This window comes from Streptomyces sp. NPDC014889 (assembly GCF_043081205.1).
Taxonomy (GTDB): Bacteria; Actinomycetota; Actinomycetes; order Streptomycetales; family Streptomycetaceae; genus Streptomyces.
Genome location: NZ_JBIBWH010000030.1, coordinates 1 through 26544 on the forward strand (window position 1 = coordinate 1; position 26544 = coordinate 26544).

Sequence of the window (26544 nt, forward strand, 5' to 3'; positions counted from 1 at the left end):
CCACCAGCGCCAGCACACCCGGCGACCAGCACGGCCACCGGGCACCCAACCCTGCCCACACCCACCCTGACCTGCTGCTATTTACGCGTCAGAGCACATGTGAGGGGCCCTCTGTGCGGGGGCTCCGGCCGTCGTCGTACGTTCCCGTCCCGACCTGCTGAAACCGACGAATCCTGGGCGGCCGCCGGAGTCCGGCGGCCGCCCTGTGCCGACAGGCGTTACTCGCAGGTGCCCGCGAACGTCTTGCGGGTCACCACGTCCGTCGAGGCGGCGGTGGTGTCCAGCCAGACGACGCGCCGGCCGTCACCGAGGGACGGGGCCAGCTGCGAGCCGGAGGAGCAGGAGACCCGGCTGAAGTCGTTGACGCCCGCGAGCACGTCGGAGGTCTTGGCGACCTTCACCTTGGTGGGACCGTCCCAGGCGCCGAGGCCGCCCCAGGCGCTGTACGTCGAGTACGCGAAGTAGTCGTCGTTGACCGAGAACTGGGCGACGTACGTGCTGGACGGGGAGCTCAGCTTCGCCGCCTTGCCCAGGTCGTCCAGCGGCGCGGACACGAAGTTGGTGCTCGGGAGCAAGCCGCCATCCTCCCGCCAGAACACGCGGTCCGAGGTGAGCTGGATGTCGCCGATGCGGTTGAACAGCCAGCCGCCGATCCGCTTGTTCTGCGTCCTGCCGGTGGCGATGTCGTAGATGTAGAGGTACGTGCCGTTGCCGGCCCAGGCGATGGTGCCGTTCTTCATCGCGAGGTGGGACGCCTGGGTGCCGGGCTCGGACGTCACGTTGACCGTGGTGCCGTCGGACTTGCGGAGCACGACGTCCTGCTCACCGTCAGGGCTGGTGCGGATGTAGGCGAGGGCGCCGTTCTCGGTGACCGGCTCGGTCTCGTCCACGCCCGGCTCGTCGACCAGCTTCTTGATCTCGCCCTGGCCCTTGTCGCCGGCCTGGTAGACGCCGACGCCGTCGGCGGCGATCCGGGTGAAGACGATCCGGTCGCTGTCGAGGGACGGGTCGAGCAGGTAGGCGTCCTTCTGGGCCAGCTCGTGCTGCGGGTTCTTGGAGAAGCGGCCCACGGTGATGCCGAACGCGGCGCTGCCCTGGCCCCAGGCGATGGCATCGCCGTGGCCGATGGCGTAGACGTCGCCGTTGATCTGGGCGGCCTGCTCGTCGACGCCGCCGTAGACCTCGTAGGCGGGCAGGACGTTGGCGCCAATGGTGGTGCCGTCGTGCGTGCCGCCCTTCTGCTCCCAGCCCTGTTCGATGCCGTGGGCGTCGAAGGCCTTGTCGATCGCGGCGAGGCCGGCGGTGGAGACCTTCATGGACTTCGCGGCCAGGGTCACCGCGTTGCGCATGTCGGTGAAGCCCGACAGCGGGGTGAGGTAGTTCTCCGCGGCCCGGTAGATGATCCGGTCCGCGAGCTTGGTGTCGATGTTCTTGCGCATGTCCCACAGCGCGCCGCCGACGATGGTGGAGTTGGTGTGCACTCCGCCGTTGTCATAGTCGAGCATGACGGGAATGTAGTCCTTCTGCGCGCTGCGGCCGTCGTTCAGGTCGCGCAGGGCGCAGTCCTTGAGCGGCTTGGTGCCGTTGCAGAGGTACTCGCCGACGAGTCCGGACGTGGGGTCGCTCATGGCGATGCCCTTGTCGGCGGTCTCCATGGCGTTGCCGAAGTAGTCGGAGATGGCCTCGTTGAGGGCGCCGGACTGGTTGAGGTAGACAAGTCCGGCGGCGTGCTCGGTGACGCCGTGTGTCATCTCGTGGCCGACCACGTCCAGGCCCACCGACAGCGGCACGCCGTTCATGTGGCCGTACACCATCTTGGAGCCGTCCCAGAAGGCGTTGGCGTAGTCCTTGCCGTTGTTGGCGACGTTGACGACGGAGTAGATGCTGCCGCCCTTGCCGTCGACGCCGTCCCGGCCGAGCTGGTTCTTGAGGTACTCGTAGACCTTGGTGGCGTTGACGTGGGCGTCGACCGCGCCGCTGGTGGTGTTCGCGCCGTCGAAACGGTCGGTGGAGGACTTCACCAGCGGGACGTCGTCGGTGACCGGGCCGCCCGCGACGAGCGTGTAGTTCTTGCGCTGCGCGTCGTAGGTGCGTATCTGGCCACCGGTCCGCGCGTACATGTCGCGGGTGGAGTCGACCAGCGTGTACGAGCCGTCCGCCTCCCGGTTGGCATTCAGCTTCGCCTCGCTGCCGTCCACGCGCACACCCGTCGCCGTGACGGGCGCGGCGTCGGCCGCGTCGATGTTGTTGTAGGAGAGGGCGATGCCGCCCACGTTCGCGTCGACGTACACCTCCTGGCGCACCGGGCTGCCGTCCGCCCTGGCTCCGGTCACGGTGAAGTGCCAGGTCAGCGTGCCGCCATGGGAGTTGGGCAGGACGACGAGACCGTGCTCGGCGGTCTTGGCACCCCGGACGGTGCCCAGGTGCGCGTCCAGCGAGAACATCCGCTGCCTGGCGGTGGCCTCGGTGACCTTCGGGGTGGTGGACACGGTGAGGCCGGTGTACAGCGTGCCGGTGGCGGAGAGGACCCTCTGGCCGCCGTCGGCCGGCTCGGTCTGCACCGCGTACTCGGCGCCGAAGACCGGCACCCCGTCGTGCTTCTGCTGGAAGCGGACCGAGGACTGCTTTCCGTCCTTGGTGGTCTTCAGGGTCTTCAGATCGGACGGCGGCACCTTGTAGACGCCCTGGTGGTCCTTCAGGTGGGCGCGCGCCGCCTGAGCGGGGGTGCCCGCGCGGGCCGAGGTGTCCAGACCCTGCGTCATGGCGGGCGCCACCGGAGCCGGGTCGGTGGCCGCTGCCGGCGCGGGCGTGGTGCCGTCCGCGGCCCAGACGGGCGCGGACAGCAGCGCTGAACTGGTGGCCGCCACCACGACACCAGTGGCCAGGATCCGGCGGATCCGTCTTGTCCTCACGAGTTCCTCCCCATCACACACGGATGCGCGGACCTCAAGGGCCTCACGCGTTCGGTGTCCGATGGTTCGGCATAGATGCTCACGCCAACAAGGGATCGTGCGAGGCGCAAATACGCCCTGACGTAAAAGCGCCTCGCCCCTCAAGGTGATCAGTCGAGCCAGCCGGATCGGCGGCCGCGCGAACGCGCGCAACGCCACGAAACTCGTCAGCCACTCCCCCACTCTGGCAAACCAACCACCACCCCGGCAGCCGGATATACCCACGTGCTCAAGCATCCAGCCGCCTCAACACCAGCGCCACCTCGACCACTACTACCGGCGGCTCCCCTGCCCTGAGCAGTCAACGCTCAAAGTGAGCAGATCTCAGAAACTCACAGGTCAATCGACTCGGTCGATGCGACCTATCAGACTTACCCATCAATAACTTCCAGTGCATCCCGCTCCCCGAACTGAGCAATGCCCAGGTCAGCCTCGAAAGACTGCTCACTTCCAGGAAGTCCGCCACAGCACAACCTGCTTCAAGCTGCATAGCGTGGACTGTCTCACGGGCAGAAGCCAGGCCCACCCCGGCCCAAAGATCAATTATGGGACAGCCCTTACGAGCTCGTGCACAGTAGGCGGTGAGGCGTCGAGGGGCCTTCCCCCGTGATGGTGGACACGCTTCGTTGATCACGCGGCGAGCGTGAGCTTAGCCGCGTGGTGTCGGCGTTCGTATTCGTTGGGGCTGAGGTGGCCGTTGGCGGAGTGCCGGCGGCGGGTGTTGTAGCGGGCCGGCCAGGCAAACACCGTCCTTCTGCAGGTGCTGGCGTCGCCGTAGTCGCGGGCGCCCTGGAGGGTCTCGCGTTTGAGGGACGCGTGGAAACTTTCGCAGGCCGCGTTGTCCGCGCTGGTGCCGACCGCACCCATCGACCGGGTCACCCCGAGCTGGTCACAGAGGTCGGCGAAGGCCCGGGATCCGTACTGGGCGCCGTGATCGGAGTGGAACACCGAGCCGTCCAGGCCGCCGCGGGTCGCGGCCGCCATCCGCAGTGCGTCGACGACCAGGCCGGTGCACATGTGGTCGGCGATGGACCAGCCGACGACCTTGCGGCTGAAGCAGTCCAGCACGGTCGCGAGATAGAGGAACTCCCCGCCCGCGAGCGGGAGATAGGTGATGTCGCCCATGTATTTCCGCCCCGGCTCGGTGGCGGTGAAGTCCCGCTGGAACAGGTCCGGAACCTGTGAGGCTGCCGGGTCCGGGACGGTGGTGCGGACGCGTCTGCGCAGGCGGATGCCGGTGATGGAGAACCTCCGCATCACCCGGGCGATCCGCTTCTCGTTGACCCGCAGTCCCTTCTCCCTCAGCTCGGCGGTCACCCGTGGGGAGCCGTAGGCGCCGCCGGACTCGCCGTGGACCTCGCGGATCCTCGCCGCCAGGAGCCGGTCCTCGCGTAGTCGTGCCGCCCTCGCCTGTCTTCCGGCGAGCCACTTGTAGTAGCTGGACCTGTTCAGATCCAGGACCTCGCAGAGCTGCTTCACCTCGAAGGTGTCCCGGTGGTCGTCAACGAACTGGAAGCGGCTCATCACCAGTTCGTCTCCCCGGCGAAATACTTGGCCGCCTTGCGGAGTATGTCCCGCTCGGTCGCCAGCTTCCGCTCACTCGCCTCGAGCTCGGCCACCCGGGCCTCCAGTTGCCGGATCCGCTCGTCCGGATCGGCGGACGGCATCGTCTTCCCGGGCCGGGCCGCCGTCTGCCCGGCCGAGGCGGGGGCCGTGGCGGCGACACCGCGGCGGTCACGGTCCCGCAGCACCCACTCACGCAGGGTGGCCCGGTTGACGCCCAGGTCGGCGGCGATGCTCCTGTACGTCGCCCCGGGCGTGGACTCGTACAGGGCCACGGCATCGGCCCTGAACTCGTCCGAATAGTCCTTCATCGCCATCGGCGGCCTTCTCGCTTCCTCCGGATCAAGCAGATCCAGTATCAGCGTGTCCACCACTCAGGGGGAGGCCCCGAACTGGCGTGCCCTGACCCGCCACCTCGGCCGCCGCGAACACATCAGCGACACCGTCGAGGCCGTCGCCGGACTGCTGTCCCACCAGCAGACCGCGGACCTGATCCCGGCACAGCAGATGTGAACACCGAACCCCACCGAAGCCCTCGACGCCTCACCGCCTACCGTGCACGAGCTCGTAAGGGTTGTCCCATAACTGATCTTTGGCAGCACGAGAGTGGCTGGCCGGGATCGCATCCCAGATCCTCCCTTTTGGGGAGGCACCGGCCTCGGTTCACCCCTGGGACCGCACGACACAGCAGCGGACAGCAGGGGCCCCCGAGAACGTGCGGACCTACCCACCCAGGGAGATGAGCAGGACCCCTGTTATCGTGCGCCGATGTCAACGATCAAACAGTTCCAAGTGACCTTCGACTGCGCGGAACCTGCGCGCCTCGCCGCTTTCTGGTGCGAGGTGCTGGGGTACGTCGTACCGACGATCCCGGAGGGCTTTGCCACGTGGGAGGAGTACCACCGCTCGCTGCCGCCTGAGGATGAGATCTACTTCGCGTGCACTGATCCCTCCGGTGTGGGTCCACGCCTGCTCTTCCAGCGAGTTCCCGAAGGCAAGGTCGTCAAGAACCGGGTGCATCTCTGTGTGCGGGCCGGCGCCGGGCTCGTGGGTGACGAGCGCCTGGCCACACTCGAGGCCGAATGCGCACGGCTGATGGCTCTCGGCGCGAAACACGTGCTGACGCAGCGCGCCGATGGCGTCAACGAGTCGTGCATCACGATGCAGGACATCGAGGGCAACGAGTTCTGCCTCGCCTGAATCTCCTCCAAGACTGCGAGGTGGGGAGCCGTCTCCCGTGGACCTCTCAGGTCCCGCATGCGGCAGGAGCTATCCCGTGAGAGCAAGGTTGTGTAGGCGGGCGATGCCGAGCATGGCGTGGTGGACGCCGTCGCCGCGCAGGCGGCAGTCGCGGAGGATCTTCCACGTCTTCATGCGGGCGAAGCAGTGCTCGACGCGGGCGCGGACTTGCTTGTGCGATTTATTGTGGGCCTGCTTCCAGTCGGGCAGCGCCTCGCCCGGGCACCGGCGGTGCGGCATCACCACGCCGGTGCCCGGGTAGCCGCCGTCGGCGATCGTGGTGGTGTTGCCGACGGCGGCCTTGGCGCCGGACTCGGCCCAGGCCCGGCTGTCGTGCCGGTTGCCCGGCAGCGGTCGGCCAACCGCGGCGACCAGGCGGCTGTCGGCGTCGATGACGACCTGGTGGTTGGTGGAGTAGCGGTAGTTCTTGGACTGTTCGGCCACCTTATGGTCGCGGTGGGCACCAGAGTGCCGTCCACGATGAGCACGGCGTCCTTGGCGAACCGCTGGCGGGGCCAGAGCGCCAGGAGTGGTCCGAGGTGGTCGATGACCCGGTCGGCGGCGGACTTCGACACCCCGAACAGCGGGGCCAGTTGCCGCATGGTCAGGTTGGTCCGCCAGTACGCGGCGACCAAGAAAACCCGGTCCTCCAGCGACAGCTTCCACGGCCGGCCCCGACCAGGGGCGCCGACACCCTCGCGGCGCAGCTGCGTCGCCAACTGGCCGAAGGCACGCGGGCTCAACCCGGTGAACGGGACTATCCAGGACGACTCAGACGGTGATGACACCAGCCACAGCCAAGATCATCCCACAGCAAGATCACGTACGGGACGGCCCTTAGATTCGCTGTCATCGCTGTGATGGCTGTCATGGCCGGGGTCTACTCCGTACTCAAGGTTCAGGGTCATTCACCGCAAGTCGCTGTTGCGCTGCTGGTAGGTGCCGCAGCCAGGGGCGCGTAGGGCCCTCCAAGCTAATTCGGTCGGCGAGACCGTCAGAAAAAAGACGGGCGCGGACCGATGAGTTCCTTCGTGATCAACAGTCATAGATCATGGTTGATGCGCCGCAGCCGCAAGTGTGGTCGAAGCGTGCACCGATCTGACCCGCTGAGAACCAGATACGAGACACCGAGGAACCTTAGATGCGTACCCTGATCAGCACTGCCTTCATCTCGCTCGACGGCGTCGTGGAGGCCCCGGGCGGCGAGCCCGGCTACCGGAACTCCGGCTGGACCTTCAAGGACATCGAGTTCCTCCCCGAGGCGTTCGACATCAAGGGCCGCGAGCAGAAGGAAGCCACGGCGATGCTGATGGGCCGGACCAGCTACGAGGCATTCAGCCCGGTGTGGCCGGACATGGCGGACTTCGCCGACTACAAGGTGATGCCGAAGTACGTCGTCTCCACCACCCTCACCGAGGACGAACTGGTGACAGGCTGGGGCGAGACCACCATCCTGCGCTCGCTCGACGAGGTTGCCGCCCTGAAGGAGACCGAGGGCGGCCCGATCATCGTCCACGGCAGCGCCGCCCTGAACCAGAGCCTCTCGGACGCCGGCCTGATCGACCGCTACCACCTGCTCGTCTTCCCGCTCCTGCTCGGCGCGGGCAAGCGCCTGTTCAGCGCCACGGATAAGGACACCCAGAAGCTGAAGCTGGTTGAGCACGAGGCATTCGCCAACGGCCTGCAGAAGAACGTGTTCGACGTCGTCCGCTGACACGGCTCCCGCACACCCCCGGCCGTCGCGTCATCGGACACGGCACCGGTCGGAAGGTCTGCTCAGTGGACATCGGGTCACCCAGGGCTCCGTCGTTCTCGTAAAACGCCCCGGTTACTGGGTGATCTGGCAACTTGTGGCGTTTCGCAGCCGCTTGGTGGTCCGCGCGCCGGCCGGCCCGAAGCCAGACGAAGCCCCCGGGTACCCTCCGGCGGCCGGGGCAGCTCACCCGGCGCTCAGAGTCGTGCGGCCCGCACCGACCACTGGTGGTTGCCCTCCGAGACGAAAGTGATCAACCCGCTGGTGGGCAGGAAGAAGCGCCCGCCGTCCTCGCCGGTCCCCTCCAGCCCGTCCTCGAGATCCGTGCCCATCCGCTCGGCCTCCCGGACGGTGATCTCCCGGCACTTCCAGCACAAGGAATCGACGTAAAGAGAACCGCCCAGCTGGTGGTCGCAGACGAACGACAGCTCCCAGTCCCAGCCGTCTTCGGCGTCCACCTCCACCTCGAAGAGGCCCGGCACGGCGTCGCACCGGTAGAGGACGTCCGAACACTCCCCCAGATGCTCCCCGGTGAACACCGCTGCCTCCCCCAGCGGCAGCATCCGCATCGACCAGGACAGGGGCTCGTCCCCCTTCGACTGGACCTTCACATGCGTCGTGTTCACCGGCAGCAAGAGCCGCGCTTCACAATCTCCCTGGACGGAGTACAGGTTGGGCAGAGACTCACGGGTGGCACCGACACCCCTCTCCTGCCCATACAGGACAAACCCGCCCTCGCCGCGCTTCACCACGTGCAGCAGCGCAGGCCGGCCGGCCTCCGGCCGCTCCACAGCTATGCGGTAATTCCGGCTGTGATCACCGGTGTGGACAAACTCCCCCTCCGGGAACCCCGGCACCACCCTGGCGTCCGCACCCATAACCCCCCACCTATTCCCTGCGTCGTTTCCTACCAAAGAGCCGACTCTACGTCAGCTCGATAACGCTACGCGGTTGGCGGACGCTGGGGGTACGGAGACAAGTACGTGCTTCCAGGATCATGAAGTGCCGAAGTATCTGATCACCACAACGGAAGACCGTACGTGCCTGCTCTGCCTTCATCACCCATCCCCGCCGGGCTGGGACAACTTGTCGGCGCAGCCCCGGCCTGTCACAAGGACTTGCCCGGCCTCTTGGACCGGTTCCGCCGCTTACCTGACCCACGCCGCCGTAAGGGCAGACGCCACCCCCTGGCCTTTGTCCTGACCCTGACCGCGTGCGCGGTCCTGGCCGGCGCGAAGTCGCTGACCGCGATCGCCGAGTGGGCCGCTGATGCTCCCGACCAGGTTCTGTCTTGGTGCGGCGGTAGCCTGCGCGATCCGGACCGGCCCTTGTCCGCACCGAGCGAAGCGACCGTCCGCCGCCTACTGCAACGTGTCGACGGCGATGCGCTCGACGTGGCGATCGGCGCCTGGCTCGCTGTTCGCTCCGCTGCTTTGCGCACCGCCCACCTGGGCGAACCATCGCAAGGCCGCCCGGCCCGCATCGCGGTCGCGGTGGACGGCAAGTCGCTGCGCGGCGCGGTGCGCCCCAACGGTCGCCCGGTCCACCTCATCTCTGCACTGCGGGGCGACGGAGTAGTCCTCGCTCAGCGCGAGGTCGCCGCCAGAAGCAACGAGATCACCGCGTTCCGGCCACTGCTCGCACCACTGGACCCGGCCAACACGGTGGTGACCTTCGACGCCCTGCTGACCCAGACCGACCACGCGACGTTTCTGGTGGAGGAGAAGCAGGCGCACTACATCGCCGTGGTCAAGGCCAACCACCCCACCCTGCATGCGCTGCTGAAGGGCCTGCCCTGGAGGGACGTGCCACTGATGGACAAGACCCGCAAGACCGCCCACGGGCGGGACGAGATCCGGCGGCTGAAGGCCGCCACCGTCTCCTGCCCTTCCCGCACGCCACTCAGGCTCTGCAGATCGTCCGCCGTCGGCGAACCGTACGCACCGGAAACGTGTCGATCGAACGCGTCTACGCGGTCACCAGCCTGGCTGCGCATCAGGCAACCGCCGCCGACCTGGCCAAACGCGTTCGAGGACACTGGGGCATCGAGAATCGGGAGCACTATGTGAGGGATACGACGTTCGGGGAGGATGCATCACGCATCCGCACCGGAAGCGCGCCGCGAGCGATGGCCAGCCTGCGGAACCTCGCTATCAGCGCGCTTCGCTTGATGGGGTGGGACAACATCGCCGAGGGCCTGCGACACCACGGTCGAGGCATGGTCCGGCCCCTGGCCACCCTCGGGATTACATGACCAATCCGGACACACCGCGAGAACGACAGAGCCCTGGACGCCTACGGCACCCTCGCAAAGGTCCTCAGAGCACTACGGGCGCACGACACAGACACGATCGAGGCCCTCGCCGACCCTCGGGTCCGCAACAGCCGACTTGCGGACGAAGGCGAGGAAGCGGAAGGCGAGTTCGTTGACGGCCAGGACGACGACGCCAGCGGGCGGGAATTGCTGACTGCTGCGGCAGTAGGGGTGCTGCGATTCAGCGAGGAACGCGACCCGGCAGCCCTCACTCAGTTCATCCGACTCCGGGTCATCGACCCTGAGGGCGCCTACTGGCGACGCGGCGTCGAAGCCGCCACCCGATGGCTGAGGAAGACCGGTAGCACCGAGCTGCGCGTGCCCTACACGTTCGTCACCCCGGAGGACTGGCCGACGGGAATGGGTGCTCATCCTCTGGGGGTATGGGTGGCTGATCAGCGCCGCTACTACGCGGCCGGGACGCTGGAGCCCGAGCGCGTCGCCGAGCTGGAGGCGCTCGGGATGGTGTGGTCGGTGCGGGACACCGCCTGGGAGGAGGGCCTCGCCGTGGCCCGTGCGTACGCGGCCGCGCACGGCGGGATGCTGCTGCCCCCCGCCGGAGCGGTGTGGGACGGCTACCCCATCGGGACATGGGCCAAGAACGTGCCGGCTGCCGCCCGCAGGACACTGCAGAACGCCGAACGGCGCGCCGCGGGTGAGACGGGCATCTCCACCGCCGGGGAGCTCCCACCGAGCCGTCTGGAGGCGCACTGGAGGGGATCGACCCGGGATGGTGCCCGCTTGGCTGGGACGTGGCGTGGCAACGCTGCTTCCGCCTCGCCCACGCCCGCGTCAAGGCCGTCTCACCACTGCCGGCACGGGCGGGCGAGACCGTCGTGCTGGGCAAGGACCTGGGCGCATGGGTCGCGGCGCAGCGGCTCGGCTGGGACAGGCTGCTGCCCGCCCAGCAGTGGCTGCTGGACAGCGCACTCGGACTCAAGCCCGCAGGCGAGGACGAACAGCCGCCTGCACGGCGTACCCAGGGCGCGGCATGGTAACGGAACATCGCCGCCGCCCGGCAATTCCACGCCCGCGAAGGCCACCTGACCGTGCCACGCAAACATATCGAACACGTCGACGGGGAAGCGATCGGGCTGGGCACATTCGTCAGCAACACCCGCCGGCGCGCCGCAACGCTGAACCCGCAGCGACGGGCCGACCTCGACCACCTCGGCATGCGCTGGTAGAGCCCGGTCCAGACCCTGGCCGTGGCGCACGCATCCCGTCCAGACGCACCACCGACGGCCGCGTGTTGCGAGGCTGACTGTCGAAGGGTGTACAGGCCCGCAATTCAAGGGCTGGCCCCAGCGGGTTCCGGGCGTCCCAGTGAGCGGGAGCACCGGTGGGAGAGCCATTCAAGTGCTGGCCCGGCCATGAAGTTGCAGCTCACCGCTCTCGTATGGGCCGTTCGGCAGACTGGGGAGCGTAGCGCCCAACTGGCATCGCGCCGGTCGAGGACTGATCGGCGCGCGCTACCCTCTCGGCCATGTCAGAGACCAGGCGAAGACTGGTGCGGGCCTTTTGGACCGTGGACCGCCTCCTTGGCGGTGAGCGCCCGCCAACACGCACACAGAAGTTCACGGCCCGGCATCCGGTCATCCTGTCACTTCTGACGGGAGCAGTGTGGGCTACCTTCTTCCTGTTGCTCCCAGACGTGCAGCCGTCGGACTACGTCATCGCGCCGATCGGCAGCCTTCTGCTCGGCGGAATCTTCGGGCTCGCGGCACTCTATGAGAGACGTCGACAGCGTCGTCTGCGACGGCTGGGGCTGTGGGACGGCTCGTGAGAGAGTCCCACGACTTCAAAGCTCGGGCCCTCACTCGTTGATGCGTCACGGGAGCATCAGCTGCAAGAAGCCATCCAGGACGGACTGTCCGCAAAGGTGAAGAAGGAGTTCTGCCCATGACGCGGTCTGGCCCAGACACGGGCAAGTCGGCCGGCAGGAGAGGGGTCGGGGTGCGGCAGGCCGCCCTGCTGGCCGTAACTGTCCTGGTGGCGACGGCGTGTACCGCGTCATCGCAAGACAGGGAAGCGAAAGCGGCGGCGTCCCCGAAGCCGACCGCGATCTCGGTGTCGCAGTGGATATGCGGGAACGGCCGATTCCACTGGGGAAAGATCAGGACCACAGGGAAACTGGTCGCCGTCTCCCAGTTGGTTCGCGTCGAGAAGGGTGAGCAGGCGGCGAGCGTCAAGTTCCAGGCCGTTCCCGTACGCGAGGTGACAGCTGGCATCGACTCCAGTGCGAAGGTGTCCGAGGAGTTGGTGTTCGCCTCCCTGGAACAGCACATGAATCTCGGAGGGAAGCGGCTCGCGCAGAACGGGGAGTCCGTACCGATGCCCGATTTCGGGACTGACGACATGACAGGAATGAACGGCGACTACCTCTCGGTGATAGGGGTGCAGGTGGTCGAGGCGAGCTTCGTCCAAGGCTGTGCCGGCAATGCGAAGGCACCGGTCTACGGCACCGTCACCACGTGGTACGGGAAGACCGAGGGCATGATCAAGTGCGGCCGGAACCCGGGAACGTATCCGGGTTTCCGGGAGGCGCATGACCTGGTGTGCGGCGAGGAGCCCCGAACCTAGGCCATACCTAGCAGGTCGCTGGTTCGGCTGTCCTTGGGAGCCAAGTCGGCGCCTTGAACCAACTCGCTTGGTCAGCACCTGGCCAGCCATATGGGTCCCGCCGCCCACCAGGCGGCGGGACCGTCACACTCCGGTGCCTCACCCGCCGTCGACACGATGGCATCCGTCATGACCATCGTGCGGCGCAGGGATCCCGGGGCGGACTCCGAGGAGACGGTCCTCGCGTACGACGCGACGATCACGCCCGAGCAAGTCATGGCCCCTGTCCCGGCGGTATTACCCCGGTTGTCAAGCCCTAGTACTCCAGCCGGACTTCTAGTTTTTCCCTGGTCAACGGCCTGGCAGCGGGGAGTGTAGCGGGTGTGTGGTGGTCGCGGGACGGTCTTGCCGGCGCCGTCCCGCGAACGTGTGCCCGCGCCGCATGTAATGACAGCGTCGGGCTCGTGCTTGGTGGCGGCGTCTCCAGCGGGACCAGTTCACCGCGTGGTTGCGGCCTGCAGGATGGCGGCGGGGTTCAGTTGCCAGCAGACGGCGGATTTCAGCTGGCGTGAGGTCCACGAGGTCGGGCGTGTCGGCCGTGTCACCCCTTTTTCGCGTTCCTGGGCGGCCATCGCTGCAAGGAACGCGTGGACGGGCATGGCGAGTGTGATGTGCCGGGACCAGCCCACGTAGCGGCGGACTTCGTACTGGTCCAGGCCGCACTCGTTCTTCGCGCTCTGGAAACACTCCTCGATCTTCCATCGGCAACCGGCGACGCGGACCAGGTCGGCGACGGTGGCCTCCAGCGGGGCGCAGGCGAGGTAGTAGGCGATCTCGTCGGGCTTGCTGATGCTGCGGCGGGCCAGCATCCATCGCTGCCGGGTCGGCTCGTCGCCGTCGGACTCGGCCACGGCAGGCAGACGGGCGGCGGCCCAGTCGTAGGAACGCTCGCCCTTCGCCCCCTGCCCCGCCGACAGACGCTGCCACGCCTCGAGCGGGGCCTGCTCGATGAGATGGTCGATGCGCGGGCCATTCACCTGCTGGGACTTGGGCACGGCCACGACGTAGAAGAGGTCGCGGTCTTCCAGGAAACGGCGGAAGTGGGAGTCCTGTCCGTAGGCGGAGTCGGCGGTGACCCAGGTGAAAGGGAGAGGGGAGGCCAGGGCACGTTCGATCATGCCGCGGGCGAGGTCGCCCTTGGTGGCGAAGCCACGCTCGTCGGGGACGCGGGCCGCTTGGCAGCGCTCGCGGTCACCGGTCCAGGACTTGGGCAGGTAGAGCTCGCGGTCGACCAGGGCGTGACCGCGGGTGGTGGCGTAGGCGGCAAACACCCCGATCTGGCAGTTTTCGGTGCGGCCGGCTGTGCCGGAATATTGGCGCTGCACTCCGGCAGAGGTGGTTCCCTTCTTCACAAAGCCGGTGTCGTCGACAATCAACACGCCACCTGGCGTGCCGAGTTGTTCGGCGACGTAGGTCTGCAGGTCGTCGCGCAGGCCGTCGGCGTCCCACCGGCTGTGGGAGAGCAGGTGCTGCAGGCCGTGTGGGGTGGCGTGGCCGGCGTACTCGGCGAGCTGCCAGCTGTTCTTGCGGCCTACCGGGCCGAGCAGCCCGCGGACGTAGTCCCGCATCCGCCGCCGGGCCTCCACACGGGAAAAGCGTCCACCGATCCGCAGGAAGAGTTCTTCGAGTTCCAGGTCCCAGGCGTTCGTCGGTACGTCGTGGATCACGACAATGGACTGCTCGTCGCGCTGTCATTACATGCGGCGCGGGCACACGTTCGCGGGACAGCCCCGGCAAGACCGTCCCGCGACCACCACACACCCGCTACACTCCCCGCTGCCAGGCCGTTGACCAGGGAAAATCTAGAAGTCCGGCTGGAGTACTAGCCAGCGTGCTCGCGCAGAACTTCCCCATTTGCGCGAGATCTGTCCAGCGCGCCGACATCGGTGCAGGTCACACCGCCACCCAGCTGACGAGCCATGTACAGCCGGCGGTGACACATCGGCAGCCTCGGCGGGGCTCGCTGTCCACGTCAGCCCCTCAACTCAAGCCCCCTTGCTTGCCTACGGCTTGTGACGCCGGACGAACTGCATTCGCTGCGCAACGTGCGCGCGAGCCAACCGGCTCCAACTCTCTTGAGACGGCACCTTCGTTCACGCATGTTTGACGTTGACTTGGACATGCCATGAATAGGACGGGCGTCGCATGCGAGCCCACGCGCACCGCACAACCCGCAATTGCCCGCGATCCGGACAGTGAAAGGCCAGGTGCACCACATATGCGCGCCACCGTCCGCCGTCTAGGCGCCCTCCTACCCGCCGCATTGCTCGTGGTCGGGTTCCAACTGGGCGGCACCCCGGCCCACGGCTCCCCCCAACCCGATCTGCGACTCGCCCCGCAGTCCACCGCGATCTCCGACAGCTGGATCGTCGTCCTGAAGGACGGCGCCACCAACCAGCCCGCCAACACGGCCCGTTCCCTCACACAGGAGCACCACGGGACTCTCGGGCACGTCTACCGCAGCGCCCTGAAGGGCTTCTCCGCGAAGCTGTCACGCTCCGAGGCCGCCTCGCTCGCCCGGGATCCGAAGGTCGCGTACGTCCAGCAGAACCAGACTCTCCGGATCACCGACACCCAGCAGAACGCGACCTGGGGTCTGGACCGGATCGACCAGCGCGACCTGCCGCTGAACACGACGTACACGTACAACACGACTGCGTCGAACGTCACCGCGTACATCATCGACACCGGCATCCGCACCTCGCACAGCGAGTTCGGCGGGCGCGCCAGTGTGGGGACGGACACCGTCGGCGGCGGCCAGAACGGGCAGGACTGCAACGGCCACGGCACCCACGTCGCGGGCACGGTCGGCGGCAAGACCTACGGGGTCGCCAAGGGCATCTCACTGGTCGCCGTGCGAGTGCTCGACTGCAAGGGCTCCGGCACGACCGCCGGCGTCGTAGCGGGCGTCGACTGGGTCACGGCACACGCCGTCAAGCCCTCCGTGGCGAACATGAGCCTGGGCGGCGGCGCGGACACCACGCTCGACAACGCGGTGAAGAGGTCCATCGCCTCGGGCGTGACCTACTCGATCGCCGCGGGCAACGGCAACATCCTCGGCATGCCGCAGGACGCCTGCACCACCTCGCCGGCCCGGGTCCCCGAGGCCATCACGGTCGGCGCGACCGACAGCACCGACACCCGGGCCTCCTGGTCCAACTACGGCACCTGCCTGGACCTCTTCGCCCCGGGCGTGAACATCACCTCGTCGTGGAGCACGAGCGACACCGCGACCAACACCATCAGCGGTACGTCGATGGCGACTCCGCACACCGTGGGGGTCACGGCCCTGTATCTGGCGACCCACCCGACCGCGACACCGCAGCAGGTGCGGGACGCCCTGGTGAACGGGGCGACCAGCGGCAAAGTAAAGGACCCGCGCTCCGGATCGCCGAACAAGCTGCTGTACTCGCTGCTCTGACGGTCCGCACGCACTGAGCGCGCGGCCGGGACGCCGGGGTGCACACCGGCACCCCGGCCGCGCCAGGCGCCTCCTGCCGGCGCTGACGCTCCTGCCACGTCCTTTGCGATGCCGCGGAAGGCCAGTGCGAACAGCACCAGTGCGTACGTCACCGAGATCGCCGCACCCTGGATCATGCCGACGCACTCGGGGTGCGGCTGGATCGCGTCCGCTCGCGGCCACGCTGGTGGTGTCCGTCGCCCTGGTCGCCGCGGGTAGCGCCGTCGTCGCCGTTCCTGGTCGGCGTGGGCGCGGGGCCCTGGCACGCCTGGAGGGGACCCGTGAGGCTGCGCGAACTGCCCATCGACGCCTGGTCGTGGCTGAACTACAAGCAGGCCATGGCCGATCCGAACCGGCCCGGCCAGCACGCGTCCCCCGAACTGAACACCTCGTGGGTGCCCGGCGAGCACCTGCGCCGCCTGGCCGCCTACAAGTTCCTTGCCGCGTACGACTCCAACCAGGCGGAGCGCCGCGAACTCGGTGATCCGTCCAAGCTGATCGACACCACCCTCGGCTACCTCCTCGGTGCGGAGCAGAACATCGTGGTGCCCGGCGCCGACCACGCCGGCCAGGACAAGCCGACCCCGGAGTCGGTCGCCGCGGCCGCCCTGCAGGAGCGGCTGCGCGCCTGGGCGGACAAGGAGCTGCTGCCGCTGCGGGTCCAGCAGTGCGAACGGTGCGCGGTCCGCTCAGGGGACGGCGTCTACACCCTCGCCTGGGAGCCGACGAAGCAGCGGGTGCTGCTGCGCACCTACGATCCCGGCTTCTACTTCCCGGAGTGGGACGAGGGCGAGCAGGACGCGCAGGAGTACCCGACCCGTGTGCACTTCGCGTGGGACCTGGCCGCCGACCCGGCGCGCGGCCTCAAGGCGCGCGTACGCCGCATCACCTACGAACTCGGCCCGATCGGCTGGGCGACCCAGCCGGGCGCTGTGGACGGGCGTAGCGTACGTGAGCTGGTCGTCGGCGGAGACGGCGAACCGGTGCTCACCGCGGCCGACACCCTCGACGCGGCGACCGGCACGGTGACCCGCACCTACCCGTGGGCGCCGAACAAGCCGTTCGGCATCACCTGCTACCTCACCGACGCAGAATGGCTGCTGGAGGACCTGGGGCGCGCCCATGACGTGTTCTCCCTGCCGCCCGACAAGGCCACCTACCGGGTGCGCTCCGACGGGCAGGTCCTCGACCGCCTCGATCTTATGGCGGACTTCATTCCGGTGGTGCACATCCCGAACTCGATCCCGGATGTCGGCGAGCACTGGGGCAAGTCCACCCTGGCGACCGTGCTGCAGCTGTTGGACGAGCTGGCCGCCACCGACACCGACAGTGCGTCCGCGTCGGCGACCACCGGCACGCCGATCACCGCTCTGGCCGGGGCACGGCTGCCCATCGACCGCACTACTGGGCAGCCGATGCCCGTACGGGTGGAGGCCGGATCGGTGTGGCAGCTGTCCGACCAGGGGCGCATGGACACCCTCGACACGTCGGCGCAGCTCGCCGAGCTCCGCAAGCGCATCGACCACCTGATGGACCGGCTCGCCTCCAACACCCGTCTGACGACGGCCGGGATCGGTAGCCTCGACCCGGCGAAGGCGCCTTCCGGGTACGCGCTGCAGCTCGCGTTGAGCCCGCTGGACTCTTTGGTCGGCGTGATGCGCCTGGCCCGTAACCACAAGTACCAGCTGCTGCTGCGCATGGTGCAGCGCCTGCACCAGGCCGGGCAGGTGTGGCCCGCGGCGAGTCGCTGCCCGCACGCCTGGTGTGGGGGCGCACACGCCCACCGACCGCGCCTCTGTCCTCAAGGACGTCACGATACGTGGGCGGCGTGTTCTCCCTGGAGACCGCGGTGCGGATGCTGCAGGAGGCCGGATACCCCATCGACGACGTCGCCAAGGAGATCGTACGCATCCAGAAGCGGGCCTTCGACCAAGCAGCCCGGCTCGCCGACGCCACCGGCGACAACGGGGCCGTGCGCAAGTACCTGGGCCTGCCCGAGGCCGACCCGGTGCCCAAGGTGCCGCTGGTCCAGCCGGGCACCGCCGGCGCGCAGGACAGCTTCAGCAGCGATGGCTGAGAAGAGTGCAGCCTCGTCGCTAGCATCTGACGGGCTCACGTCGCCGACTGGCCTGGACCGGTGCTTTCTCACCTTTGTGCGCGATGCGGCCGTGGACGCCGCGTTCGTTGAGCAGAGCGCAGGCGTCGCACCGTCAGCTCGCTCAGTCGTTCTCGTCCTGGTCCTCGTCGGTGGAGGGAGGCGGCTCGGGTGTGGCGGAGGTGGCCGGGGCCGTGCTCGGTTCCGGGGAGGAATGTGGCGGCGCCGGGGCGGGGCTTGTCGTACGGGCCGTCGGGTCGGCCTGGGGGATGTCCGCCGAGCTCCGCTCCGGTGAGAACAAGGTCATGCCGAGCAGCATCGCGGCCAGGAAGACCAGGGCGGCGGCGAGGGTACCCAGCAGCCTGGGCGGACGGCCGACGAAGCGGCGGACCTCGCCGGCCCACTGCCGGCGGTCCCGGCGGCCGCGGACGCCCGCGTGCACGGTGGCAGATGGGAGTACGTATGTGGTCGCGGGGCCGGGTTCGGGAAGCGGCGAGTCCTGGACGAAGGAGGCGACCGGAGCCGGGAGGGGGGAGGGCAGTGGCTCGGGGTGGCCCTGCCAGGCGCCAGCAGCGAACCAGTCGGCCATCTGCTGGGCGGTGGGCCGATCCTCGGGCTGCTTTGCGAGGAGGCCGAGCAGGTAGTTCTCGAAGGCGGGCGGGAGCACGACGCCAAACTCACGGGGAGGTACGGGCGTGGCGTCAAGGTGCTGGTGGAGGATGGCGATGGCGGTGTCGGCCTGGAACGGCGGGCGTCCGGTGAGGAGCTGGTAGAGCACGCAGCCGAGAGAGTACATGTCGGATGCGGGAACTGCGGGCTTGCCCAGGGCGCGTTCGGGGGCGAGGTAGAGGCTGGTGCCGATGATGTGCCCGGTGGCGGTGAGGGCGCCGGCCGGGTCGTCGAGGAAACGGGCGATGCCGAAGTCGCCGATCTTGAGTGTGCCGTCGGCATCCATGAGCAGGTTCGCGGGCTTGATGTCGCGGTGCACGATGCTCTGTTGATGGGCGGCGGCGAGTCCGGCTGCGGCCTGGGCGGCGATGCGGGCGACGCGCTCGGCGGGCAGGGGCGCGGTGGTGGACAGCAAGCCGGCGAGGCTGTCGCTGTCGACCAGCTCCATCACCATGAACAGGCGGCCCTCCTGCTCGCCGAAGTCCAGCACGCTGACCACGTGGGGGTGGTTGAGGCGGCCGGCGGTCTGCGCTTCCAGGCGGAAGCGGGTGGCGGCCGTGGGGTCGGATTCCTGGGCGAGTAGGAGCTTGACGGCCACCGGTCTGCCGAGAGTTTCGTCGCTTCCCCGCCAGACCTCCCCCATCGCACCCCGTCCGATCGGGTCGTGTAGCCGGTACCGGCCCGCTATCAACATCTGTGTTTCATCCTCATGCCATGAGACGACCGCCGCAGGCCAGGGCAACACCTACGCGGGCGCGGGTGAGGGTGGGGAAGCCGCAGCGGCCCACAGCGTATCGGTCTCCTGAGGGACGGCATCGGCACACCGGCTGGCCTAGGCCGTGTCTGATAATGATCTCGTGACGGGTCGAGGCGAGCTGACGGATACGGCGTGGGAGCGGATAGAGCCGCTACTTCCGGGCGCGGACAGGTGTGGGCGCCCGTGGCGCGATCATCGGCAGGTCGTCAATGGGGTGCTGTGGCGATTGCGGACGGGTGCGCCGTGGCGTGATCTGCCGGAGCGGTATGGGCCGTGGCAGACGGTCTATGAGCGGTTCGCCCGCTGGGATGCGGACGGCACCTGGGCGAAGCTGCTAGAGCACGTCCAGGTCCGTGATGACGGGGTGGGCACGCTGGAGTGGACGGTTTCGGTGGACTCCACGATCAATCGCGCCCATCAACATGCGGCCGGCGCCCGCAAAAAGGGGAGGCGAACGGGGACAAACTGGAAGATCCGGAACGCTCGGCGGCACAGCAGGCCCTCGGCCGGTCCCGGGGCGGGCTGACCACCAAGGTTCATCTGGCGGTCGACGGTCGCGGCCTACCGCTGTCGCTCGTGCTCACACCCGGCAACGTCAACGACTCCACCGTGTTCGAGGCGGTACTTGACGCTGTCCGTGTCCCGCGTGCCGGGCGGAACCGGCTCCGTCGGGGCTCCCAAGGCGGCCGGCCACCCGCCTTCGACGCGGAAGCGTACAAGCACCGCAACGTCGTCGAGAGGTGCTTCAACCGGCTCAAGCAGTTCCGCGCGGTAGCAACCCGCTTGGACAAGCTCGCGGACCGCTACCAGGCCGGACTGCGCCTCGCCTCGCTGATCCTCTGGCTCCGCGAGCCCGGGTCGGCAGGCACTCAGCGCCGGGGTGACGGGACGGTGAGCACTCCCGATGGGATCCCCAGCTGACCCAATCGGGACAGGAGCGCTGCTTCCTGTTCCTGCGTGACCTCAATCCACAGGGCCGTTCCCGAGCCGCTTGCGCTGAAGACCAGCCGGCCGTCCAGCCGGCCTTCGGCGTGGATGGTGTAGGGCGCCAAGTCCGACAGCACGTTGAATTGCTCGTCGTCTCGGACATCAAGGTCGATCCCCATCCCAGGATCGGAGCGCCTGGACCGGGTACCGCTCACGACCTCCTGCCGAGCCAGTGATAGCGCACGCTCATACGAGTGCAGGACTTCGGCCGGCCAGGTGTCATCGCTGTAGGCGTCGATGTGGGCTGCGTCGATGCTCGAACGCAGCACGTGAAGTACTTCGCGATGAACACGCACAACGTCCGCAGGGCGAACTCCCTCCGCGAGTACGAGTTCGTGGACCCGGACGCCATCCTGACTGATCACATGCAGGACCCTCCCACAGGCAGCCGGCCGATTCCACAGAGAAGAGCCGCCGCAGCATGATCATTGTCAGACAGGCTCTAGGGGGCTCCCCGGCTCAGAGGAGCTGTATCCCTCGGAGAGAGGCGTCTGATGAAGGCCGGACCGGACTTCTTCGGACTTGGCGGCCGACGCTGAGCGGGACCCGGTGAAGCAAGCCCCGTAATCCGCGAGCAGCACGCGGAGTGGGTGGCTGCGGCTGTGGCTGTGGCTGTGGCTGTGGCTGTGGCTGTGGCTGTGGCTACAATGATCGACGGCGCGGGGGCGCTGCTGCAAAGGACTGGATCCGCATGGACAGGCTGCTGCCCGCCCCCCGTACACCCGTCGGCTACCGGCGTGACGGCCGACCCATCTACCCCATCCTGGGCCCGGACCCCACCGACCCGTCCAACCAGCAGCTTCCGCCCGCCCCGAGCCCGGCCGCGCCCCCGGCGCAGACGCTGGACCAGGAGGCGCTGACCCGGCTCCTGGCCCGCGAGAAGCAGCAGGGCGGACGGGCCGCGGTCCGCGATCTCGTCGAGCAACTGGGGTTCACCGAGGCCGACGACCTGTCCGCGTTCGTGCAGCAGCAGCGTGACGCCCAGACTGCGGCCCTGTCCGACCTGGAGCGGCGCGAGCAGGCAGCCGCTGAGAAGGAGGCCGCCGCGATGCAGCGTGAGGCGCAGGCTGTGGCCCGTGAGCGGGCAGCGGCACGCCGTGCTGTCCTCGTCGGGCTCGGCGCGACTGGTGCCGATCTGAAGGACGCCGAGCTGCTCCTGGTCGTCGAGGACGACGCCGACGAGCAGGTCCTCACCGAGGCTGCGACTGCGTTGAAGGCTCGCAGGCCCGAGCTGTTCGGCAGCTCCAGCCCCGCTGTGCCGCCCGCCGCGCCCGGAGGCTCCCCCGCAGGCGGGCCCCCGCCGCGAGGCAGCAACATGCCCAAGCCCGGCCAGCACGGCGTGAAGATCGCCCGCCAGCGCCCGGGTGCGTGGCTGCAGCGGAGGGCCTCGGTCGTCGTCGCTGCTGCGAGGACGCGGGCCTTTTACTGCCGGCACGATTCGACTGCGGATGCTGAACCGGGCGGTTGCGCAGGCGGGTGCCGGGCAGAGATCGACGGCCACGGGACCGGCGAAGGTGTAGCCCTGTTCGGCTGCGTGGCGCCGCACCTGGTTCGCAAGGTGCGGCGCCACGCCTGCAGTGTCGGCCGTGAGCTGCCGGTGAATGTCGGGCAGCAGCTCAATGGTGAACGCGTTGGGCACCAGGACACGTTCACGGTCCAGAATCAGGGCGTTGTCGTCACACTGGCGGCGAAGTACGGCCACCACTTCAACTTCCTGCCGTCTGCGCGGGAGCATCAGGCCCCACAGGGTTGCCGTCCATCGCTCTAATGCGTCTTCAACCGTTCCGATGAATCCCATTGAGGGCGCCTGCCCTCCACGCCTGCACACACGCTCGTCCGTACGAGTGGGACGGCACCCGGAACCCGGCCGACCGAGATGTACGAGTGCCTGGGGCGTTCACGCCCCCAGCCTTGCTCTGCGACTCATCGAGGAGAGCAACTGTCGCACGAAAGGCATGGCGGCGCGCCGTGCCATCGGTTCAAACGGGACCCGGTCGCGCTCGTTCCCTCCTCAGGGAAGACCGTCACCGACGTGGCCCGGGAGATCGGGGTCAGCGCCGAGGCACTGCAGAACTGGGTCAAAGCAGGACACGATCGATCGTGGGCAGGGGGCGCCGGGAGAGCTGACGACGGCCGAGCGCGAAGAGCTGCGCCGGCTGCGGAGGCTGGCCGCCGAGCAGGCGGAGACGATCGAGGTGCTGCGAAAAGCGGCGGTCTTCTTCGCGAAGGAGAGCAATCGATGAACGAGGTGTACGCCTTCATCGAGGCGGAGAAGACCACCCATAACGTTGCTCTGCTGTGCCGGCTGCTGAAGGTGGCCCGCTCCTCCTTCTACCCGTGGCTGGCCGCGAGAAGACGCGCTCGGCGAGGAAGACGCGCATCCACGCCGGGCTGCGCCGGCTCGGACACCGCGTGAACCGCAAACGGATCGAGCGCGTCATGCGCGAACGCGGCATCAGCGGCTTCACACGGCGCAGACGCAAGGGCCTGACCCACCCGGCCAAAAGGGCGGTGCCCGCCCCGGACCTGATCCGCCGCGACTTTTCCGCGACGGCTGTATGTGGCGACCTGGCTGGACCTCGCAACCCGCGAGATCGTCGGCTACTCGATGGCCGACCACCACCGCGCCGGCCTGGTCGTGGACGCACTGAAGATGGCCGCCGGACGCGGGCAACTGAAGCCCGGATGCATTGCGCACTCGGACCGCGGCAGTGAATACACCTCCGACGAATTCCGACGTGAAATAGGCCGGTTGGGACTACGCCAGAGCATGGGCCGCACCGGCTCATGCTTCGACAACGCCGCCGCCGAGTCCTTCTTCGCACTATTGAAGGAAGAGATCGGAACCCGCTGCTGGCCCGACCGGTTCAGCGCCCGCGCGGACATCTTCGCTTTCGTCGAAACCTTCTACAACCGACAGCGCCTACGCCGCCATCCACGCTGGGCTACCTCACCCCGCTGGAGACCCGGCAGCGCCTCGAACAAGAACACGCCCTCGTGGTGTAAGCATCGAGTGTCCAAGAGCACGGCGAAGCTTCAACCGGACGTCTGGGGCGCTCATCAGGCTCATCGACCCGGGGGCATCCCAAGGGGACCCGCCGCCAGCGGCCTGAGAGGGCGGGTGCCGAGTGGCAGACTGGCCGCATGTGGGACACGAGACGCCCCCGGTCATCTGCCCCGGGGGCGTCTCGTGCAGTCAGGGCGCCCGCCAGGCAGCACGCCTTTCGTCCGGAGCCGTCTCGCCCCTTGTGTCAGTTTGCCGGCCAACCCCACTGGTAGGCGCGGTGGTAGCCCGAGGGGCAGGTCATCGTGATGCCTCGACGGTCGCCGAACCAGGGACCATTGCCGTAATCGCGCTGTTTGGTCGAGCTTCCCTTCGTGCAGACGATGGACGCGCCGTAACGCCCGGGCCCAGTGCCGTCACACCATACGTTCGCTTGGGTCGTGGTGGCCCAGTTGGTGTAACAGTGGCCGTTCCAACCAGATGCGCCCATCTCGCTCGCTGCGGCGGGAACAACGGGAAGAGCTACGGCCGCGGCCGTGATGGCAGCGATCGCCACTTTACGCAAGATCACTTCGTTTTCTCCCAAGGTAAGAGTGCCCGTGCAGCGTCAGCGTGCCACCGGGCGTGCGGCCCGTTGTTGGCAGGCAGCGCACTCCGCTTGGCGCACAACGCACTTTCCGTGCCTCTGTGCCCGGGCGACACTCGTACGCAGGACAGCTCGATCGAGTTGCACGTCACATCCGTACCTGCAAGCGGCAATTACGGGGGAAAGTCATGCTGACCACAGTGCTGAACACCGCCCACCTCCCGCCCGCCGACCGGTTGGCGGCCTGGGTCGAATCCACAGGGCTGGCCCTCGTGAGGACACAAATCCGCTTCCACGAACCCGATGGCCGAGGCAGCATCCAGGCCATGACGCTCGGGTCAGTCCAGCTGTCGGTGATGTCGTATACGGCGCTGTCGTCACAGCGCACACCTCGGCTCATCCGGCAGTCCGATCCCGAGCTGTACCAGCTCGCGCTCGTCACCGGTGGACGGCAGAGCATCGAACAGGACAGGCGGCACGCTCCTCTCAGCCCCGGTGACCTCGTTGTCTACGACAGCTCACGGCCGTTCCACGCCAAGGTGGAACCGAGCACTTGCGGAGCACGGTCCGTGCTACTGCAGTTCCCCAGGCGTCTCCTGCCACTGCCCGAGACAGCCGTGGCACCCCTGTGCGGGACACTGCTGTCCGGACGGGAAGGCGTTGGACGGCTCCTAAGTCAGTTGCTGACAAGCCTTGTCGAGACGCACGCAGACGTCACGCCCGCTGACTGCGTACGATTGGGCAACACGGCAGTTGATCTGACGGCGGCTCTGCTCGCCCACCAAATCGACCGGCCGGCCGCGCTTCCCCCCGAGTCACGGCAGCAGGCCCTATTCGAACAGATCAGCTCCTTCATCGTCGCCCACCTGCAAGATCCCGACCTGAAACCCGGCGCCATAGCGGCAGCACACTTCATATCGACGCGCTACTTACACCGGATCTTCCAGCAGCAGGGCACCACCGTGCGCGACTTTCTCAAACAGCAGCGTCTTGCCCGCTGCCGGCGGGCACTCGCGGATCCCGCCATGAGCAGCGTTTCTATCGGCACCGTCGGTATGCGCTGGGGGTATCCGAGGCCGTCCGACTTCACTCGTGCCTTCCGTACCGCCTTCGGCATGACCCCCAGCGAGTACCGCGCCGCCAGCCAGGGCACGTACCAGGCGTAACGGCGTAACCCGTGAGGCGACCACCGTGGGTAGGCCGCTGTGTCCTAGGGTGCGTTTCAGAAGTGGATCTTGATGTGCCAAGATCCACTTCTGAAACGCACCCTAGAAGTGAACGAAGCGAGTCGGTGAAGCTCAGGGAAACTGACGGGGTGTCGCACACTCAGTTCTTCTCCCATGCCAGGCGCCCGATCCACCAGATCACGGGCAGCATCGCTACCCACACCAGCGTCACCGCTACAGGGCCTCCGATCATGTCGCCGATAGCGCGGGCCGGAACGGCAGCGATCGCGGCGGTCAGGGCCTCCTTGCCCCGCACCGTGAGCGACTTGGGGAGCTCCCGCTGGGCATGACGCAGGGTGACGGCGCCCGCGTAGAGGCCGTAGAGGCCCACTGTGAACAGAGCAAGCGACAGCGCCATGGAAATATTCGGCTCGCTCTCCGGAGTGTCGGCGGTAGCCTGCGTCACCCCGTCCTTGCTGACCGAGGGCGCGTAGCCCCGCCAGACGCTCACGGTCACCTGGTCGCCGCGATTCAGATGCCTGAGTAGCGGGTCCGCATCTCCCATGTCGAGTTCAGCCGGGACCTGGCGGGGGCCACTGAGCTTCAGCGTGTACTCCTTGTAGTATTTTCCCGCCTCCACGATCACCGTTCCCTTCACGGTCGCCGGGAGTACGCGCAGACAGTCCTCCCCGGGACGGGGACCGGGGCCCTTCCCGTCCGGGCACGACCTCGCAGCCCGGAACGCCCTTACGGTGTCCAGGCTCTCGGCGACCACGGCCAGACCCGCCGACCCGAACAGCACCAGCACAGCACCCAGCAGCGGCACGCCCACCCCCCATATCCGGCGCCACCGGGCCCGACGGCGTACCGCGCTGGGGGACAGCGCTCCCTTGCGGCGCTTGCGGGCGGCACGTTCCCGGGCACGACGGGCAGCCCGCACCCGGGCGGCCTGCTTGCGGAGAGCACGCTTGCCGGGCGAGCCATTCGTCCCGCCCCGTGTTACTCCGGCCATCGGCACAGACCTCCATCGCTCTCCCCCACCTGCCGTTCAGAGATATGAAGCCACGGGAACTCGGCCCGCGCCTACCAGGCCCCGGGCTCCCTGGTCTTCCTGATGGCCCTGACCGGATTCGCCGTCAACCCCGTCGTCACCTCCCTCGCCGTCCGCTTCGCCGGCGACGCCCTAGCCCTGACCTCCGCCCTGACCACCTCCGCGTACAACACCGGCATTGCTGCTGGCTCCGCCCTCGCCGGCCACGCCCTCGGCTCCTCCCTCGGCGTGACTAAGACGTCATCTCATTTGGCTCAGTAGGCTGTTGGTCGTGGCGGGGATTGTTGAGCAACTGGTGCCGGACGTGTTGTGGGAGCTGTTCCAGCG

At 68.1% G+C, this 26544-nt stretch carries 23 protein-coding genes and 4 pseudogenes; 16 read left to right on the top strand and 11 right to left on the bottom strand.

What is annotated here, in order from left to right:
- Window positions 1–218: 218 nt before the first annotated feature.
- Window positions 219–2912, bottom strand: a complete 2694-nt coding sequence (locus tag ACF09J_RS35240; RefSeq protein WP_392309543.1) for a M4 family metallopeptidase — start codon at window positions 2910–2912, stop codon at window positions 219–221.
- A gap of 669 nt (window positions 2913–3581) precedes the next feature.
- Window positions 3582–4831 (bottom strand): IS3 family transposase gene (locus ACF09J_RS35245; protein ID WP_392309544.1). Its coding sequence is split into 2 segments (ribosomal slippage): window positions 3582–4495 and window positions 4495–4831, totalling 1251 coding nucleotides; the frame shifts between segments, so codons are not numbered across the junction.
- Between the two features lie 46 nt (window positions 4832–4877).
- On the opposite strand from ACF09J_RS35245, the gene ACF09J_RS35250 reads away from it, so the two are divergent.
- Both ACF09J_RS35250 and ACF09J_RS35255 read left to right on the top strand, forming a co-directional pair.
- On the top strand, window positions 4878–5027 hold the full coding sequence (locus tag ACF09J_RS35250) for a hypothetical protein (protein WP_392309545.1): 150 nt from the start codon (window positions 4878–4880) through the stop codon (window positions 5025–5027).
- A 255-nt stretch (window positions 5028–5282) separates the two neighbouring features.
- Window positions 5283–5714 carry a VOC family protein gene (locus ACF09J_RS35255; RefSeq protein WP_392309546.1) on the top strand — a complete coding sequence of 144 codons (432 nt, stop codon included), beginning with the start codon at window positions 5283–5285 and terminating at the stop codon, window positions 5712–5714.
- 69 nt (window positions 5715–5783) lie between these two features.
- Here ACF09J_RS35255 and ACF09J_RS35260 read toward each other — a convergent pair.
- Window positions 5784–6550: pseudogene (locus ACF09J_RS35260) on the bottom strand (transposase).
- Window positions 6551–6894: 344 nt separating this feature from the next.
- Between ACF09J_RS35260 and ACF09J_RS35265 the strand changes: the two are divergent.
- Window positions 6895–7467 carry a dihydrofolate reductase family protein gene (locus ACF09J_RS35265; protein WP_392309547.1) on the top strand — a complete coding sequence of 191 codons (573 nt, stop codon included), beginning with the start codon at window positions 6895–6897 and terminating at the stop codon, window positions 7465–7467.
- A gap of 236 nt (window positions 7468–7703) precedes the next feature.
- Here the strand turns inward: ACF09J_RS35265 and ACF09J_RS35270 are convergent, their stop codons facing one another.
- On the bottom strand, window positions 7704–8384 hold the full coding sequence (locus ACF09J_RS35270; RefSeq protein ID WP_392309548.1) for a hypothetical protein: 681 nt from the start codon (window positions 8382–8384) through the stop codon (window positions 7704–7706).
- Between the two features lie 252 nt (window positions 8385–8636).
- Between ACF09J_RS35270 and ACF09J_RS35275 the strand changes: the two genes are divergently transcribed.
- Window positions 8637–9575 carry an ISAs1 family transposase gene (locus tag ACF09J_RS35275; RefSeq protein ID WP_392309549.1) on the top strand — a complete coding sequence of 313 codons (939 nt, stop codon included), beginning with the start codon at window positions 8637–8639 and terminating at the stop codon, window positions 9573–9575.
- 257 nt (window positions 9576–9832) lie between these two features.
- Here the strand turns inward: ACF09J_RS35275 and ACF09J_RS35280 are convergent, their stop codons facing one another.
- Window positions 9833–10192, bottom strand: a complete 360-nt coding sequence (locus tag ACF09J_RS35280) for a hypothetical protein (RefSeq protein ID WP_392309562.1) — start codon at window positions 10190–10192, stop codon at window positions 9833–9835.
- Between ACF09J_RS35280 and ACF09J_RS35285 the strand changes: the two genes are divergently transcribed.
- The 4 genes from ACF09J_RS35285 to ACF09J_RS35300 all read left to right on the top strand — a co-directional run bounded on the left by ACF09J_RS35285 (window position 10109) and on the right by ACF09J_RS35300 (window position 12403).
- Window positions 10109–10867: a helicase associated domain-containing protein gene (locus ACF09J_RS35285; protein WP_392309561.1), complete on the top strand. Its 759-nt coding sequence runs from the start codon at window positions 10109–10111 to the stop codon at window positions 10865–10867. The genes ACF09J_RS35280 and ACF09J_RS35285 overlap by 84 nt on opposite strands.
- A gap of 2 nt (window positions 10868–10869) precedes the next feature.
- Window positions 10870–11007, top strand: coding sequence for a hypothetical protein (locus ACF09J_RS35290; protein WP_392309550.1), 138 nt, complete (start codon window positions 10870–10872; stop codon window positions 11005–11007).
- A 299-nt stretch (window positions 11008–11306) separates the two neighbouring features.
- Window positions 11307–11606, top strand: a complete 300-nt coding sequence (locus tag ACF09J_RS35295) for a hypothetical protein (protein WP_392309551.1) — start codon at window positions 11307–11309, stop codon at window positions 11604–11606.
- A 116-nt stretch (window positions 11607–11722) separates the two neighbouring features.
- Complete coding sequence (locus ACF09J_RS35300) at window positions 11723–12403, top strand: hypothetical protein (protein WP_392309552.1); 681 nt, start codon at window positions 11723–11725, stop codon at window positions 12401–12403.
- A gap of 572 nt (window positions 12404–12975) precedes the next feature.
- Here ACF09J_RS35300 and ACF09J_RS35305 read toward each other — a convergent pair.
- Window positions 12976–14109 (bottom strand): annotated as a pseudogene (locus tag ACF09J_RS35305) (IS701 family transposase); the annotation flags it as partial.
- Between the two features lie 551 nt (window positions 14110–14660).
- On the opposite strand from ACF09J_RS35305, the gene ACF09J_RS35310 reads away from it, so the two are divergent.
- Window positions 14661–15863: a S8 family peptidase gene (locus ACF09J_RS35310; protein ID WP_392309553.1), complete on the top strand. Its 1203-nt coding sequence runs from the start codon at window positions 14661–14663 to the stop codon at window positions 15861–15863.
- An 89-nt stretch (window positions 15864–15952) separates the two neighbouring features.
- Here the strand turns inward: ACF09J_RS35310 and ACF09J_RS35315 are convergent.
- Window positions 15953–16075: pseudogene (locus ACF09J_RS35315) on the bottom strand (ABC transporter permease); the annotation flags it as partial.
- A 2046-nt stretch (window positions 16076–18121) separates the two neighbouring features.
- The gene (locus ACF09J_RS35320) at window positions 18122–19360 is read right to left on the bottom strand and encodes a serine/threonine-protein kinase (protein ID WP_392309554.1); all 1239 of its coding nucleotides are present in this window, start codon (window positions 19358–19360) and stop codon (window positions 18122–18124) included.
- Window positions 19361–19523: 163 nt separating this feature from the next.
- On the opposite strand from ACF09J_RS35320, the gene ACF09J_RS35325 reads away from it, so the two are divergent.
- Window positions 19524–20344 (top strand): IS5 family transposase gene (locus tag ACF09J_RS35325; protein WP_392309555.1). Its coding sequence is split into 2 segments (ribosomal slippage): window positions 19524–19872 and window positions 19872–20344, totalling 822 coding nucleotides; the frame shifts between segments, so codons are not numbered across the junction.
- Here the strand turns inward: ACF09J_RS35325 and ACF09J_RS35330 are convergent.
- Window positions 20293–20529: a hypothetical protein gene (locus ACF09J_RS35330; RefSeq protein WP_392309563.1), complete on the bottom strand. Its 237-nt coding sequence runs from the start codon at window positions 20527–20529 to the stop codon at window positions 20293–20295. The genes ACF09J_RS35325 and ACF09J_RS35330 overlap by 52 nt on opposite strands.
- A gap of 75 nt (window positions 20530–20604) precedes the next feature.
- Between ACF09J_RS35330 and ACF09J_RS35335 the strand changes: the two genes are divergently transcribed.
- Window positions 20605–20835 (top strand): hypothetical protein, encoded by a 231-nt coding sequence (locus ACF09J_RS35335; RefSeq protein WP_392309564.1) that lies wholly within the window; start codon window positions 20605–20607, stop codon window positions 20833–20835.
- 17 nt (window positions 20836–20852) lie between these two features.
- On the opposite strand, the gene ACF09J_RS35340 is transcribed toward ACF09J_RS35335, so the two are convergent.
- Window positions 20853–22208, bottom strand: a complete 1356-nt coding sequence (locus ACF09J_RS35340) for a DUF3662 domain-containing protein (protein ID WP_392309556.1) — start codon at window positions 22206–22208, stop codon at window positions 20853–20855.
- Between the two features lie 78 nt (window positions 22209–22286).
- On the opposite strand from ACF09J_RS35340, the pseudogene ACF09J_RS35345 reads away from it, so the two are divergent.
- The 4 genes and pseudogenes from ACF09J_RS35345 to ACF09J_RS35360 all read left to right on the top strand — a co-directional run.
- Window positions 22287–22487 (top strand): annotated as a pseudogene (locus tag ACF09J_RS35345) (hypothetical protein); the annotation flags it as partial.
- A 162-nt stretch (window positions 22488–22649) separates the two neighbouring features.
- Window positions 22650–22826 (top strand): hypothetical protein, encoded by a 177-nt coding sequence (locus ACF09J_RS35350; protein WP_392309565.1) that lies wholly within the window; start codon window positions 22650–22652, stop codon window positions 22824–22826.
- 144 nt (window positions 22827–22970) lie between these two features.
- A complete protein-coding gene (locus ACF09J_RS35355) occupies window positions 22971–23723 on the top strand; it encodes a DDE-type integrase/transposase/recombinase (RefSeq protein WP_392309557.1) in 753 nt (250 codons plus the stop codon).
- Window positions 23724–24188: 465 nt separating this feature from the next.
- Window positions 24189–25166: a helix-turn-helix domain-containing protein gene (locus tag ACF09J_RS35360; RefSeq protein WP_392309558.1), complete on the top strand. Its 978-nt coding sequence runs from the start codon at window positions 24189–24191 to the stop codon at window positions 25164–25166.
- 160 nt (window positions 25167–25326) lie between these two features.
- On the opposite strand, the gene ACF09J_RS35365 is transcribed toward ACF09J_RS35360, so the two are convergent.
- Window positions 25327–25992, bottom strand: a complete 666-nt coding sequence (locus ACF09J_RS35365; protein WP_392309559.1) for a hypothetical protein — start codon at window positions 25990–25992, stop codon at window positions 25327–25329.
- Between the two features lie 288 nt (window positions 25993–26280).
- On the opposite strand from ACF09J_RS35365, the gene ACF09J_RS35370 reads away from it, so the two are divergent.
- Complete coding sequence (locus ACF09J_RS35370) at window positions 26281–26478, top strand: hypothetical protein (RefSeq protein ID WP_392309560.1); 198 nt, start codon at window positions 26281–26283, stop codon at window positions 26476–26478.
- Window positions 26479–26544: the final 66 nt, after the last annotated feature.